Genomic DNA, 13,983 nt, shown 5'->3' with positions numbered 1-13,983 from the left:
GGCGGCCGCGGCACCGGCCGCCTCGCAGTGAACGCCGGCGCGGCGCCTGCTGTTCCCCCTTAGTCGATCTCGATCACCAGCTTGCCCTTGGCCGTGCCGTCGGCGATGGCCTGGTGCGCGGCGTCGACCGTGGCCAGGGTGTAGCGCCGCTCGTCGAGCAGGATCGTCAGCTGGCCCGCTTCGACCAGCCGGGTCGCTTCGCGCATGATCGCGCCGTGGCGGGCGCGGCCCTCGCCGGACAGCAGCGGCAGCAGCGTGAACACGCCCGAGTACGTGGCGGCGCGGAAGGACAGCGGCGCCAGCGCGTGGCTGCCCCAGCCGAGGCAGCTGACCACATGTCCGCCGTGCAGCCGGGCCACGCCGAACGAGGCGTCCAGCGTGGCGCCGCCGACGGTGTCATAGACCACGTCGAAACCCGCGCCGCCCGTGTAGCGCTCGGCGTATTGCTGCGGCGTGGCGGCCCGGTAGTCGATGGCGGTGGCGCCGTAAGCGGCGATGAGGTCGAGCGACGCGGCCGAGCCGGTCGCGTACACGTCGGCGCCGTAGGCCCTGGCGATCTGCACGGCGATGTGGCCGACGCCGCCGGCGCCGCCCTGCACCAGCACCTTCAGCGGCGCGCCCGCGCCGGCCGCGTCGATGCGGGCGCGCTCGATCAGCCCTTCCCACGCCGTGATGAACACCAGCGGCAGGGCGGCGGCGGCGCGCATCGTCATATTGCGCGGCTTGATGGCCAGCAGGTCGGCGTCGACGGCCGCGTACTGGGCCAGCGAACCGGGCACGCCGCCTATGCCGCCGGTCATGCCATAGACTTCATCGCCGACGCGGAAGGCGTCGACGCCGGCGCCGACCGCTACGACCACGCCGGCCAGGTCGATGCCGAGGATGGCCGGCAGCCGCACCCGGGCGTGGCCGGCCTGGCCGGCGTGGATCTTGACGTCGAGCGGGTTGACGCCGCTGGCGTGGACGCGCACCAGCACCTGGCCGGCCGCCGCCACCGGGCGGTCTATGGTGCTCAGCGTCAGCGGCGTGTCGTAGGCGGCGAGGACGGCCGCTTGCATGGTGGTGGTCTGGGTCATGAAGTTCTCCTGGGGTGGGTGGGTCGGATCCGATGCACCCAGTATAAGCAGGTCCGGCGGTGGAAAAAATAGGCCGGCCGGTAATTCATTATCCCTAAAACGTGGATAATCGATGGCGGGGGCGGCGTGCCCGGACACGATGGGAAACGGCATGGACAGGCTGGAGGCGATGCGGGTGTTTTGCGCGGTGGTGGAAACGGGCGGCTTCAGCCGGGCGGCCGGCAGGCTGGGGCTGTCGACGTCGTCGGTGACCAAGCAGGTGTTGGCGCTGGAGGCGCATTTCCGCGTCAAGCTGCTCAACCGCACCACCCGCAGCATGTCGCTGACCGACGAGGGCCGGCGCTGCCACGCGCGGGCGCTGGCGCTGCTGGCGGACATGGCCGCGCTCGAAGGCAGCCTGCACGACGCCGCCCATTTGCCGCGCGGCAGCCTGCGGGTCGACCTGCCCGGCATCGTCAGCCGGCTGTACGTGGCGCCGGCGCTGCCGCGCTTTCTCGCCGCCTATCCCGACATCGCGCTGCGCATGACGGCCGGCGACCGCCTGATCGACATGGTGGAGGACGGCGTCGACGTGCTGGTGCGCATAGGCGCGCTGGCCGATACGCGCTTGATCGCGCGCAGCGTGTGCCGCACGCGCTACGTCTGCTGCGCCTCGCCCGACTTCCTGCGCCGGCATGGCGCGCCGCAGACGCCGGCGCAGCTGGCCGATTTCACCTGCCTCAATTTTCTCTATCCGCAATCGGGCCAGCTGCGGCCGTGGCGCTTCCAGCGCGATGGCCAGCTGGAAACGCATACGCCGCGCGGGGCGGCGGCGATCGACCATGTCGACACGCTGATCGCGGCGGCCGTGGCGGGCGCCGGCATCGTCCAGCAGTTGTCGCTGTCGCTGGCCGCCGAGCTGCGCAGCGGCGCGCTGGTGCCGGTGCTGCAACCGTGGCAGGCGGCGGGGCCGGACGTGTCGGTGCTGGTGCAGCACCAGCACCACCGCACGGAACGGATCAGGGTGTTTGTCGATTTTATCGCGCGCTTGTTCGCCGACCAGCGCCCGGGGTGACGTTTGATGCGGCGCCGATGCGGCGGCGACACCGGGGCCAGCGCATCAGCGGCTCAGCGCGACGGCCCGGCCGGCCACGCGCGGCGCGACCGCGCGACCCGGCGCCGCCAGCGCCTGCAAGGCGCCCTCCTGCGCCGTCAGCTTGAAGCGCGCCACCTGGCCCGCCAGGTGCGCGGCCTGGTCTTGCAGGCTGGCCGCCGCCGCCTGCTCGACCAGGGCGGCGTTCTGCTGCGTCACCGTGTCCATCTCCGTCATCGCCAGGTTGACGTGGCTGATGCCGGTGCTCTGCTCGCTCGACGCGGACGTGATCGCGGCCATGATGGCCGTCACCCGCGACACGCTGGCCACCACCTGTTCCATCGTGCTGCCGGCCTGGGCCACCAGGACGCTGCCGGCGCCTATGCTGTCGACCGAGGCGCCGATCAGGGTCTTGATTTCCTTGGCCGCCGTGGCGCTGCGCTGGGCCAGGCTGCGCACTTCGGTGGCGACGACGGCGAAGCCGCGGCCCTGCTCGCCGGCGCGGGCCGCTTCGACGGCCGCGTTCAGCGCCAGGATATTGGTCTGGAAGGCGATGCCGTCGATGACGCTGATGATGTCGACGATGCGCGCGGCCGAGGCGTTGATGGCGTCCATGGTCCGCACCACCTGCGACACCACCTGGCCGCCCTGCTGCGCGACGGCCGAGGCCGACAACACCAGCTGGTTGGCCTGCACGGCGTTGTCGGCGTTCTGGGTGACGGTCGAGGTCAGCTGTTCCATCGACGCCGCCGTTTCCTCCAGCGAGCTGGCCTGCGACTCGGTGCGGGCCGACAGGTCGAGGTTGCCGGCCGCGATCTGGGCCGAGGCGGTGGCGATGGTGTCGGCGCTGCGGCGGATTTCGGCGATGGTGTCGACCAGGTTGCTCTGCATGGTCTTCATGCCGTAGAGGATGCTGCTGCGGTCGCTCTCGTGGATACGCACTTCATTGCTCAAGTCGCCCAGCGCGATGTGGCTGGCCACCTGTTCCGCGTACTCGGGTGTGCCGCCTATGGTGTGGCGCAGGCTGCGGTTGATGACGCTGACGATGGCCGACAGCACGATGCACACGGCCAGCAGCACGGCGCCCGAGCGCAGCAGCGACGCCTGGAAGGCGCCGTCGATGTCGTCCATGTAGACGCCGGTGACCAGGTTCCAGTCCCACACGGCCACGTGCTGGACCCGGCTCATCTTCGGCACCGGCTCGGTGGTGTTGGGCCGCACCCAGTAATAGTGGACGAAGCCGGCCCCGGCGGCGCTCTTGCCGACGCTGACGATGTCGCGGAATAGATACGTGCCCTTGGGGTCCTTGAAATTGCTGACGTCCTTGCCATTGTTTTCCGGCTTGGTCGGATTCATCAGGGAAATGGTGTCGCCGTTGGTGACGCTGATATAGCCGTCCTTGCCGAAGCGCATGGCCTTGAGCGCGTCCAGGGCCCGCTTTTGCGCCTCGTCCTTGGCCATGGCGCCGGACTGGACCTGGTCGGCATACAACTTGACGACGCCGGCGCCGATTTCGCCGATATTGCTCAGGTCGGCGCTGCGTTCCTCGATGCGCACGCTGCGGATTTGCACGGCGTCGAAGATAAAGATGGCGCTGATGCAGACCAGACTGCACATCAGGGGCAACCACAACTTCTGCTGGAAGGACAGTTTAAGCACGGCACGCTCCGGTCGTCTAAGTCGTACAAGGGGTTGTACTAAACAGAATACGCCGAAAGAGTTTCCGTGACAGATGTTTTAACGAAAAAAAACAGACGCGGCGAGGGGGATCGCCGGGTCTGTTTCAAAAATCGCAGTCGGGGGTGGCCGGCGCGCGGCCGGCCGGGACGCTTAGTTGGCGTGGGTCTGTTTCAGCGTCGCTTGCGGATAAACCGCTTCGCTGACGTCGAGCTGCCCGGCGGCGCGGGCATGCGCCACGTCGGCCTTGACCTGGGCCCGGGTCAGCGTGCCGGCCGTCTCGACGATGCGCGGATAGTCGGCGTCGCTGATGGCGAGCGAGCCGTCGGCGCGGGCCTGCGCCACCTGGGCCAGCACGTCGGCGCGGCTCAGGTGCGAGACGGCGGCCGGCGTCACCGGATAGGTGGCGTCGTTCTGGTCGATCAGACCGGCGGCGCGCGCCTGGACCAGCTCGGCTTGCACCTGGGCGCGGGTGACGCCGCCGTCCGCCAGGGCAAAGCCGGCGACGGTCAGCAGGGAAACGGTAGCGATGAGGTGTTTGATGTTCATTTGGTACTCCAATCAGATAGGTGTGGGAACAATCTTCGAAGAGTCCTGCAAGTGCGGCTGATCGATGGAGTGATATTAGTATTTAAATTTAAGATAAAAAAGCGCAATTAACCACTCAAACCCATCGGATTATCGGATTTGTTGATTTATAGAAAGACCATGGCGCGACTTGGCGCTCGGCCGTTGCAGGACTGCGGCCGACGGCAACGCGACGCCGCCGGGGCGCTGGCGCCGCGCACTGTGTCAAAATGCGGCTACTTTGAAGGAAACACCATGAACAAAAACGACGCCATCAAGCGCATCAACGACCGTCTGGGCAAGCCCGCCCTGACCGACAAGAACACCCACTACGCCGACATCGGCATCTACGGCAGCGAGCCGGGCTGGTGGCTGAAGATTCCCTTCCTCGGCTTCAAGCAGGATCTGCACTTCATCCTCAACAATGAAAAAGGCAAGACCTTCCAGCATTTGAAAATCGACGGCGGCAAGATCCTCAGCCCGGCCAAGCAGTTCCGCGCCGGCGATGGCGCGGCCGAAGCATTCCTGCCGTCGATCAATCCGCGCCGCCTGGCCGACGCGCTGGCCGGCGGCAGCAAATACAACTTCACCAAGCACTTCGTCGCCGATTACAAGCATTAATATAAACAATATGAACGATATAAACTGTTTATATCGTTTAATCCATAGACGCCAGCGGCCCTATTGTTGAGATGCATGGCCATCCTTCGCATCCAGGATGCGAACGGGATATCGACTTGACTTGCGACCGGTCAAAGTCCAACAGCGACGGCATCAGTAAGCTGCTCTTTCCAGACTCGACTCGGAAGGGGAATATGATGGCTTATCGTTATATCGATGCCGCACGGCTCACCGGCACGGAATGGGTAGGTTCGCATGAATGCGTCGCCTTGGTCAGATCTATGCCTCCGCACCAGTGACCAGCCGTTGGACACAGGGCAGCGCCGTTCGCGGCAGCACGGATATACAAGCGGGCACAGCGATTGCGACCTTCATAAAAGGTAAATATTTAAGTCGCAGCAGCGGCAATCACGCGGCGTTTTACCTCAGCCAGAATCTCATAGGCATTTGGGTCGTGGAGCAATACCGCAACATAAAAAGCGGACTGATTCGAAAACGATTTATACCGTTTAGAAAAGGAAAGTTCAGCCCCTCCAATGATGGCGACGCTTATTCGGTCATCGAATGATGCGGCGCTATGCCATGCCGCTGACCTTCGCTTTCATCGCGCCCACCCTTTGGGCGGCGGAGATGCACTGCCCGCCGGCGCTCGCGATCCAGTCCACTACCCAAGCGCCGGCGGGCTGGTCCGCTTTCGATGATGCGGACCATAGCCAGCATCAATTCTTCTTTGCGGAGTTCAGCGACGGCCCGCCGCAAGCGCGGGCGCTGCTGCTCCATTCGAAGGAAGCCGATCTGCCGCAGGGTCGCCTGCTGACCTACGATTTCGATGCCGCGCAGCAGCCTTGGCTAATTTGCTCTTACACCACAAGCTCGCTGACTCTCAGCCAAAGGTTGCCGGCGGCGATCAGGCAGTGCCGGGTGACGCTCGATAAAAAAACCGATTTCAGCACCGTCAAGAAAATCGAGTGTTTCTAACGATCAGTCTTGGCGCTGATCTGGAACCGCTATTCCGCCAGGCCGGCGGCGATAGCGGTTGCCACGGCGCGCGCGTGGGCGCCGGCTTGCGGCAAGCCGGCCAGCTTGGCGGCGGCGCGTTGCAGTTGGCTGCCGTTACGCTGCTGGAAGGTATCGGCGTCGGCGCTGGCGTCGATGTCGCGCAGCAACGCCTGCGCCGCCTGTTCTATGCGGTCGCTGTCTTGCGGCGCATGGTCGATCAGGCTGGCCAGGTAGGTCACGCTCCATTGAATCCGCGTGGCCGGGCCGGTGGCGCCGGCGGCCGCTTGTTGGTACCAGTCGAGCATGGCGGCCGTGTCGCCGCGCCGCTTGGCGCTGGCGGCCAGGCTGAGCATGAAATAATAGGGCGAATGCGAACGCGGCAGCTCGGCCAGCAGCAGCGCTTCGGCCAGTTGCGGCAGGCCGGCGTCGTGCAGCGCGCCGACGGCGGTGTTGACCAGCGCGTGGCGTGCGTGGGGGTCGACGGACACGGCCAGCATCGCGCTGCTCATGGCGGCGATCTGGCGGCTGATTTGCTCGGGCGGCGCGGCGGCGGCGGCGGCCGGCCCTACCAGGCGCGCCAGCCGCATTTGCAGGCGCAGCGCGCTCAGGCGGTCGGACGCGCCCAGCCGCGGATCGCCGCTCCACGCTTTGGCGGCGGCCGACAGCGCGGCCACCAGTTCGGCGCGGCGGCCGGCGGTGGCTTTAATCAAGGCGATGCCGCTGTTGCCGAGGAGGTCCATGTTGGCGCGTGCCAACGGCGCATCGACGAGGATGGCGAGCAAGGCATCGGCATCGGGCCCGGCGTCGACTGCCGGCGCGCTGCTCGCATGCATCGCGTTGATCGCCACCATCGCGTGCAACGATAAGCGTGCCGCAAAACGGCCGGCGTCGGCGTCGGCCGGGCAAGCCGCCGCCAGCGCCGTCAGCGTCGCCGCCGGATCGCGTCCGCCGAGCAGCCGGCCTTCATCGGTGTCCCATGAATAGTGGCTCAGCAGCGCCCACTCGTCCGTCGCCAGCGCGCGCTCGGACGTCAACGCCGCTTGCAGCGACTGGGCCGCCGTGTAGTTTGCTTGCAGCGCGACGTCGAGCGCGGCGATGAACAGTTCACCGTCCAGCTCGCACGGCAGGCGCGTGATTTCGCTGCCGTCGGGCCGGAACAGGAGCAGCGTGGGATAGCTGCGCAGCCGGTATCGCGCGGCCAGCGCCTGCGCGCCGGGACTGTCGCCGTCGAGGCGGACGGGCAGCAGATGGCGCATGCGCGCGGCGAAGTCGTCGCGCGCGAAAATGTCGGCCTTGACGCGGTTGCACGGCGGGCACCACGCGGCGCCCCAGTATAAAAACAGGGCTTGTCCGCCGGCGGCGGCCTGCGCGAAGGCGGCGGCCATGCCGTCGCCGGCGGCCGGCCCGGCCGCGCCGTCGCGCCATGCGATCCGGTTCGACGCCACCGTCGCCGTGGCCATCCCAGCCATCTCGCTCATGTTCGCTCCGTCGCCGCTCAGTCGCGGGCCAGCGCCAGGAATTCGGTGCGCATGGCCAGGTTGGGTTGCAACTCGCCCAGCATGGCCGAGGTGATGGTTTCTTCGCCCGGCGTGCGGATGCCGCGGCTTTCCATGCACAGGTGGCGGCAGCGCACGACCACGCCGACCGCTTTCGGTTCCAGCACTTCCATCAGCGCGTTGGCGATCTGCATGGTCATCCGTTCCTGCACTTGCAGGCGCTTGGAAAAGCAGTCGACCAGGCGCGTCAGTTTCGACAGGCCGACGATCTTGCCGTTGGGGACGTAGCCGATGGTGGCCTTGCCGAAGAACGGCGCCAGGTGGTGTTCGCAATGGCTGTAGACGGGGATGCCGCGCACGACGATGAGCTCGTTGTACTGTTCGGCGCCGTCTTCAAACGCCTTCAGCAGTTCGACCGGATCCTGGCCGTAGCCGGAGGTCCAGTGTTTCCAGGCCTTGCCGACGCGGCTAGGGGTTTCGACCAGGCCGGGACGGTCCGGGTCTTCGCCGAAGCTGGCAAGCAGGCGACGCCAGTCTTGCTCCGAGAATTCTTCTTTAGACATGATCTGCAACCATAAAATTAACGATTGCCGACAGTATATAGAAAAACCCGCCCCGGCCCGGGCGGCTCAGCGCCCCGGCGGCCGGTGCGCGTTGATGAGCTCGCTGGCGATGGAGACGGAAATCGGCGTCTCCGGCCACTCGTCGTCGGGGCCGAACCAGCGCGCCTCGGCGATTTCGGCCGGGTCGACGCGGATTTCGCCGTCCAGGTAATCGGCCGTGTAGGCGATCATCAGCGAGTGCGGGAAGGGCCAGGACTGGCTGCTGAAATAGCGCAGATTGTGCACCCGCAAGCCGACTTCCTCGTACACCTCGCGGTGGATCGCTTCCTCGACCGATTCGCCCGCTTCGAGGAAGCCGGCCAGCGCCGTGTAGCGCTTGTAGGGCGAGGCGCTGTGCATGGCCATCAGCACCGAATCGCCCTTGCGGATCAGCACCATCATGGCCGGCGAGATGCGCGGGTAGGCCGTCATGCCGCAATTCGGGCATTTGGCGCAGCGCTCGCCCGGCCCGAAGTGGTTGGGCGTGGCGCAGGCGCCGCAATAGCGGTGCGTGCGGTGCCATTCGACGATCTGGACCGCGCGCCCGGCCAGGCCCAGCAGCTTGTCGTCGAGCTGGCCGAACAGCGTGCGCAGGCCGTGGAAATGGTAGTCGGGACCGGGCGTGGCGTCGTCGTCCAGCCAGGCGGCCTGGTAATAGACGCCGCGCCACAGGCCGATGGCGTGGATGCGCTCGGCGGCCGGCGCCAGCGTCGCCGTCACGGCGGCCGGCGGCAGCGTCAAATCCGCGTCGCGCAGCAATAAAGTCTCGCGGTGAAATAGCAAGGTGATGGTGTCGGCATGCACTTCGGGCCGGATTAATGGCGTAAAAGCAATAGGTGTGTGTAGCATATCGGCCATTCCGCAAGATATTCGATAGTCATAATCTTACCGTGGATTCACAGTCATTACCGCGCGTTCCACGATGTGCGGCGTGGCCGCGCTCAGTTATTGCCAAGTCGTTGCTCAGCTCATCGCTAAGTCATTGTTTTGATACCAAGATTTAAGGTACTTTTACCTACTTGCTCTCAAAATCAGCACGTTTGAGGTTACTATATATTGCCTCCTGGAGATATTTACATGCCCTCAATACTGCTGAACCTGTCGACCGCCGACGTCGCCGCCCTTACCACCGTGCAGATCGCGCAATTGACCACGGCCGACATGGCGGCAATGACCACATCACAGATAGGGGTATTGAGCAGCCTCCAGCTACCCGCGCTGAGCACCCAGGATATCCGCGCGCTCGGCGCCACGCTGCAAGGCTTGAGCAGCGACCAGTTCACGGCGCTGGCCTCGCAGCAGATCGGCGCCTTCGGCACCGACGCGGTGGCCGCCATCGCCACGGCCAGCGTGGCCGTGCTCAATTCGGCCCAGCTGGGCGCGCTCAACACGGCGCAGATTCGGGCCCTGACGACCGACCAGGTCGGCGCGCTCGTCAGCAGCCAGATCACGGTACTCAAAACCAGCCAGATCGCCAGCCTCACCACGGCCCAGCTCGACAGCATAGGCAGCGCCGACGTCGCCCTGCTCGGCACGGCGCAGCTGAACGCGCTCAGCGCCGGCCAGTTCGCCAGCCTGACGACGGCCCAGATCGCCGCGCTGACGGCGAGCCAGAGCGTGGCCCTGAACACCGCCCAAGTGGCGGCCCTGACGACGCTGCAACTGGCCGCCTTCGGCACCGCCGACGTCGCCGCGCTGACGACCTTGCAGACCACCGCCCTGTCGACCCAGCAACTGGCCGCCCTGACGACGGCCCAGGCCGCCGCATTGGCGACCCAGGATGTGGCCGCCCTGAAATCGCAGCAAGTGCTGGCCCTGGGCACGGACAGCATCGCCGCGCTGCAACTGCCGCAAGTGCAGGCGCTGACGACGCAGCAGATCGCCGTTCTGTCGAGCAGGCAGCTGGCCGCGCTGAACAGCGACCAGATCGGCGTGCTGAGCAGCGCGCAAGCCGTCGCCCTGGGCACCCAGCAAATCGCCGCGCTGACGACGCTGATGCTCAACAGCCTGGGCACGGACGACTGGGCCGCGTTGAAAACGCAGCAAATCGCCGCCCTCACCACGGCCCAGACCGCCGCGCTGAGCACGACGCAGATCGCCGCGCTGACCACCTTGCAGGCCGCCGCCCTGGGCACCGGGCAAGTGGCCGCGCTGACCACCGACCAGGCCGCCGCCCTGACGACGCCGGACCTGGCGGCGCTCAAATCGCAGCAGGTGCAGGCGCTGTCGACCGCCAGCATCGCCGCCCTGGCCAGCGCGCAAATCGCCGCGCTGACGACGCAGCAAATGGCCGTGCTGACCTCCAAACAGCTGGGCGCGCTCAGCACCGACGATATCGTCACGCTCAATTCGGCCCAGGCCGACGCGCTGACGACGCTGCAAATCCAGGCCCTGTCGAGCGACCAGCTCAACGCCCTCGACAGCGCCGATTTCGCCGCCCTCAAAACCCAGCAGATCGCCGCGCTGAGCACACGCCAGTGGTCCGCCCTGACCACCGGCCAGATCGCCGCGCTGACGACGCAGCAGGCCGCGGCCCTGACGACGGCCCAGCTCGCGGCGCTGACCAGCGACCAGGCCGCCGCGTTGGCGACGCCGGAACTGGCGGCGCTCAAATCGCAGCAAATCCAGGCGCTGGCCAGCGCCAGCATCGTCGCCCTCGGCACGCTGCAAATCGCCGCGCTGACCACGCAGCAAGTGGCCGCCCTGACGACCAAGCAAATCGCCGCCCTGGGCACCGAACAGCTGGCCGCGCTGAACACGGCCCAGGCGGGCGCGCTGACGACGCAGCAATTGCAGGCCCTGAAAACCCAGCAGCTCGACGCCATCGGCAGCGACGACATCGCCGCCTTCAAGACGCAGCAGATCGCCGCCCTGACGACGGCCCAGCTGGCGGCGCTGACGACGGCCCAGCTCGACGCCCTGTCCTCGCAGCAAGTGGTGGCCCTGACCACGCAGCAAGTGGCGGCGCTGACGTCCGACCAGGCCGCGTCGCTGACGACGCCCGAAGTGCTAGCCTTGCGCACGCAACAGATCGCGGCGCTGGCGACGGCCGCCGTGGCCGCGCTGACGACCGACCAGTTCGCCGCGCTGGCGACGCTGCAAGTGGCGGCGCTGGCCACGCGCCAGGTGGCGGCGCTGACGACCGACCAGATCGCCACGCTGAGCGCGGCCCAGGCCGACGCCTTCGCCACCCAGCAAATCACGGCCCTGAGCACGACCCAGCTGGCGGCCCTCAACACGGCCGACTTCGCCGCGCTGAAAACGCAGCAAATCGCCGCCCTGCTGACCGCCCAGCTGGCCTCGCTGAGCACCGACCAGATCGCGGCGCTGACGACGGCGCAAAGCGTGGCGTTGACGACGGCGCAACTGGCCGCGCTGACGACGGCCCAGGTGGCCGCCCTGACGGCGCCGGACCTGGCCGCGCTGAAATCGCAGCAAGCCCAGGCGCTGACCACGGTCGGCGTGGCGGCGCTGACGACGGCCCAGGCCCAAGCTCTGACCACTTTGCAGATCAGCGCCCTCGGCACGCGCCAGATCGCGGCGCTGACGAGCGACCAGATCGGCGTGCTCAACAGCGCGCAAACGGCGGCGCTGACGACGCTGCAAATCGCCACCCTGAGCACGCTGCAACTGGCGGCCCTGACGACGGCCGATTTCGCCGCCTTGAGGACGCAGCAAATCGCCGCCCTGACGAGCGCCCAGGCCGCCGCCCTGGGCACCGCCCAGATCGCCGCCCTGACGAGCGCGCAAACGGTGGCGCTGACCACCCAGCAAATCGCCGCCTTCAACAGCGACCAGGCCGCCGCCCTGCTGACGGCCGACGTCGCCGCGCTCAAAACCCAGCAGCTGCAAGCGCTGGCCACGGCCGCCATCGCCGCCCTGGCCACGGCCCAGGTCGCCGCGCTGGGCACGCTGCAAATCGCCGCCCTGACGAGCAAGCAAATCGTCGCCCTCGGCAGCGACGACTTCCTCGCCCTGAGCACGGCCCAGGCCGCCGCATTGACCACCCAGCAATTGCTGGCCGTGGCGACGGCGCAGCTGGCCGCGCTCGGCACCGACGACTGGGCCGCCCTCAAGACCCAGCAAGTGGCCGCCCTGAGCACCCGGCAGATCGCCGCGCTGACGACCGACCAGATCGCCGCGACGCGGACCCAGCAAATGGCGGCGCTGAGCACGCAGCAAGTGGCGGCGCTGGGCAGCGACCAGATGCTGGCGCTGCGGCCGGCCGACGTCGGCGCGCTGGGCAGCAACCAGGTGGCCGCCATCGCCACCGGCGACATCGCCGTCCTCGCCAGCGCGCAGCTGGCGGCGCTGGGCACGGCGCAGGTCGCCGCGCTGGGCACGCAGCAAATCGTGGCCCTGGGCAGCGACAATATCGCGGCCCTGAGCAGCGCCCAGGCCGCCGCATTGACGACACGCCAGATCGCCGCCCTCAGCACGCTGCAAGTGAGCGTGCTGACGACGGCCGACATGGCCGCCCTGAAAACGGCGCAGCTGGCGCAACTGAGCACGGCCCAGGCCGCGGCGCTGGGCACCGACCAGCTCAACGCCCTCAGTCCCGTGCAAATCAACGCCCTCGGTTCGGCCCAAATCGCCGGCCTGGGCAGCGACACCATCGCCGCCCTGACGACGCAGGACTTCGCCGCCTTGAACACGCTGCAACTGGGCGCCCTCACCACCGCCCAGGTCGCCGCGCTGACGAGCGCCGAAATCGTCGCCCTGACGCCGCAGCAGGCCGCCGCGCTGAGCACGCGCCAGCTGGCCGCCCTCACCAGCGACCAGTTCGCCGTCTTGCGCACGGCCGACCTGGCCGCCCTGTCGACGCTGCAAATCCGTTCCCTGAGCACGGCCGACATCGCCCTGCTGAGCACCGACCAGATCAGCGGCCTGACGGCGCTGCAAGCGTCGTCGCTGAGCACCAGCCAGATCGCCGCCCTCAACACCGACCAGGTGGTCGCGCTCAACGCCACGCTGCTCAACGCGCTGATGACGGTGCAGATCAGCGGCCTGAGCACCGACGGCCTGGCCGCCCTGACGACGCGGCAAATCACCGTGCTGTCGACTGCCCAGCTCGATTCCCTCAGCACGACCCAGTTGCAGGCCTTCACCAGCATGCAGATCGCGGCCCTCAATTCCAGCCAGGTCAGCAGTCTGCTGAGCAACCAGATCGCCAGCCTCAACAGCGTGCAACTGGCCGCCCTGACGGTGGCCAACGTGGCGGCCCTGCGCACGGCGCAGGTCGCGGCGCTGACGACGGCCGAAGTGGCGGAGTTGAGCACCGACCAGATCGCCGCCCTGACGACGGCGCAAATCGTCGCCCTCAGTTCGCGCCAGCTGGCCGCCCTGGGCACCGACCAGGTCGCCGCCCTGCAAACGGCCGACGTGGCCGCGCTGGCCACGCGCCAGTTGCCCGGTCTGGGCAGCGACGACATCGCCGCCCTGCGCACGACACAGGTGCAGGCGCTGACGACGGCGCAGCTGAGCGCCTTGTCGACGGCGCAGACGGTGGCGCTGGGCAGCGCCGACATCGCCGCCCTCAACACCAGCCAGGTGGCGGCGCTGACGACGGCCCAGGTGGCCGCGCTGAGTACGCTGCAATTGTCCGCGCTGAGCACCGACGACATCGCCGCCCTGCGCACGGCCCAGGTGGCGGCCCTGACGACGGCCGAGATCGCCGCGCTGAGCACGGCGCAAATCGTCGCGCTGACGACGGCGCAATCGGCCAACCTGGGCACGCGCCAGATCGCCGCCCTGGGCACGGACCAGGTGCGGGCCCTGCAATCGGACGACCTGGCCGCCCTGAAATCGGCGCAGATCCAGGCCTTCACGTCGGCCGGGCTGGCCGCGCTGACGACGCTGCAACTGCAAGGCTG

Annotated in this window: 11 protein-coding genes; 5 read left to right on the top strand and 6 right to left on the bottom strand. The window is 67.7% G+C overall.

Features of this window, described 5'->3' with window-relative positions; genetic code table 11:
• Nucleotides 1–59: 59 nt before the first annotated feature.
• Nucleotides 60–1,076 carry a zinc-dependent alcohol dehydrogenase family protein gene (locus Q0S71_RS21415; RefSeq protein WP_296000165.1) on the bottom strand — a complete coding sequence of 339 codons (1,017 nt, stop codon included), beginning with the start codon at nt 1,074–1,076 and terminating at the stop codon, nt 60–62.
• 151 nt (nt 1,077–1,227) lie between these two features.
• Between Q0S71_RS21415 and Q0S71_RS21410 the strand changes: the two genes are divergently transcribed.
• On the top strand, nt 1,228–2,130 hold the full coding sequence (locus tag Q0S71_RS21410) for a LysR family transcriptional regulator (protein WP_296000163.1): 903 nt from the start codon (nt 1,228–1,230) through the stop codon (nt 2,128–2,130).
• A 45-nt stretch (nt 2,131–2,175) separates the two neighbouring features.
• Here the strand turns inward: Q0S71_RS21410 and Q0S71_RS21405 are convergent, their stop codons facing one another.
• The gene (locus Q0S71_RS21405) at nt 2,176–3,807 is read right to left on the bottom strand and encodes a methyl-accepting chemotaxis protein (RefSeq protein WP_296000162.1); all 1,632 of its coding nucleotides are present in this window, start codon (nt 3,805–3,807) and stop codon (nt 2,176–2,178) included.
• A gap of 171 nt (nt 3,808–3,978) precedes the next feature.
• Entirely contained in the window at nt 3,979–4,374 is a 396-nt protein-coding gene (locus tag Q0S71_RS21400) for a DUF4148 domain-containing protein (protein WP_296000160.1), read from the bottom strand.
• A 273-nt stretch (nt 4,375–4,647) separates the two neighbouring features.
• On the opposite strand from Q0S71_RS21400, the gene Q0S71_RS21395 reads away from it, so the two are divergent.
• From Q0S71_RS21395 to Q0S71_RS21385, 3 genes are all read left to right on the top strand, one after another.
• Entirely contained in the window at nt 4,648–5,013 is a 366-nt protein-coding gene (locus Q0S71_RS21395; RefSeq protein ID WP_296000156.1) for a hypothetical protein, read from the top strand.
• A gap of 259 nt (nt 5,014–5,272) precedes the next feature.
• On the top strand, nt 5,273–5,581 hold the full coding sequence (locus Q0S71_RS21390; RefSeq protein ID WP_296000154.1) for a BPSL0067 family protein: 309 nt from the start codon (nt 5,273–5,275) through the stop codon (nt 5,579–5,581).
• Nucleotides 5,582–5,595: 14 nt separating this feature from the next.
• Complete coding sequence (locus Q0S71_RS21385) at nt 5,596–5,991, top strand: STY0301 family protein (protein ID WP_296000152.1); 396 nt, start codon at nt 5,596–5,598, stop codon at nt 5,989–5,991.
• A gap of 29 nt (nt 5,992–6,020) precedes the next feature.
• On the opposite strand, the gene Q0S71_RS21380 is transcribed toward Q0S71_RS21385, so the two are convergent.
• From Q0S71_RS21380 to nudC, 3 genes are all read right to left on the bottom strand, one after another.
• Nucleotides 6,021–7,490, bottom strand: coding sequence for a thioredoxin family protein (locus Q0S71_RS21380; RefSeq protein WP_296000151.1), 1,470 nt, complete (start codon nt 7,488–7,490; stop codon nt 6,021–6,023).
• A gap of 17 nt (nt 7,491–7,507) precedes the next feature.
• On the bottom strand, nt 7,508–8,071 hold the full coding sequence (gene folE / locus Q0S71_RS21375; protein WP_296000150.1) for a GTP cyclohydrolase I FolE: 564 nt from the start codon (nt 8,069–8,071) through the stop codon (nt 7,508–7,510).
• Nucleotides 8,072–8,137: 66 nt separating this feature from the next.
• Nucleotides 8,138–8,959 carry an NAD(+) diphosphatase gene (gene nudC / locus Q0S71_RS21370; protein WP_296000148.1) on the bottom strand — a complete coding sequence of 274 codons (822 nt, stop codon included), beginning with the start codon at nt 8,957–8,959 and terminating at the stop codon, nt 8,138–8,140.
• Nucleotides 8,960–9,187: 228 nt separating this feature from the next.
• Between nudC and Q0S71_RS21365 the strand changes: the two genes are divergently transcribed.
• Nucleotides 9,188–13,983, top strand: a 4,796-nt coding sequence (locus Q0S71_RS21365; RefSeq protein WP_367185329.1) for a beta strand repeat-containing protein, incomplete at its 3' end; no start/stop codon positions are given.

This window comes from Rugamonas sp., assembly GCF_025354735.1.
In the GTDB taxonomy this organism is placed as follows: domain Bacteria; phylum Pseudomonadota; class Gammaproteobacteria; order Burkholderiales; family Burkholderiaceae_D; genus Rugamonas.
Note: the sequence above shows the minus strand (reverse complement) of the source record. Positions and strands in the feature narration are given on the sequence as shown.

Coding starts and splice junctions, on each gene's coding strand:
- Q0S71_RS21415 (WP_296000165.1), bottom strand. CDS start 1,076: ATGACCCAGACCACCACCATGCAAGCGGCCGTCCTCGCCGCCTACGAC.
- Q0S71_RS21410 (WP_296000163.1), top strand. CDS start 1,228: ATGGACAGGCTGGAGGCGATGCGGGTGTTTTGCGCGGTGGTGGAAACG.
- Q0S71_RS21400 (WP_296000160.1), bottom strand. CDS start 4,374: ATGAACATCAAACACCTCATCGCTACCGTTTCCCTGCTGACCGTCGCC.
- Q0S71_RS21395 (WP_296000156.1), top strand. CDS start 4,648: ATGAACAAAAACGACGCCATCAAGCGCATCAACGACCGTCTGGGCAAG.
- Q0S71_RS21390 (WP_296000154.1), top strand. CDS start 5,273: ATGCGTCGCCTTGGTCAGATCTATGCCTCCGCACCAGTGACCAGCCGT.
- Q0S71_RS21385 (WP_296000152.1), top strand. CDS start 5,596: ATGCCGCTGACCTTCGCTTTCATCGCGCCCACCCTTTGGGCGGCGGAG.
- Q0S71_RS21380 (WP_296000151.1), bottom strand. CDS start 7,490: ATGAGCGAGATGGCTGGGATGGCCACGGCGACGGTGGCGTCGAACCGG.
- folE (WP_296000150.1), bottom strand. CDS start 8,071: ATGTCTAAAGAAGAATTCTCGGAGCAAGACTGGCGTCGCCTGCTTGCC.
- nudC (WP_296000148.1), bottom strand. CDS start 8,959: ATGCTACACACACCTATTGCTTTTACGCCATTAATCCGGCCCGAAGTG.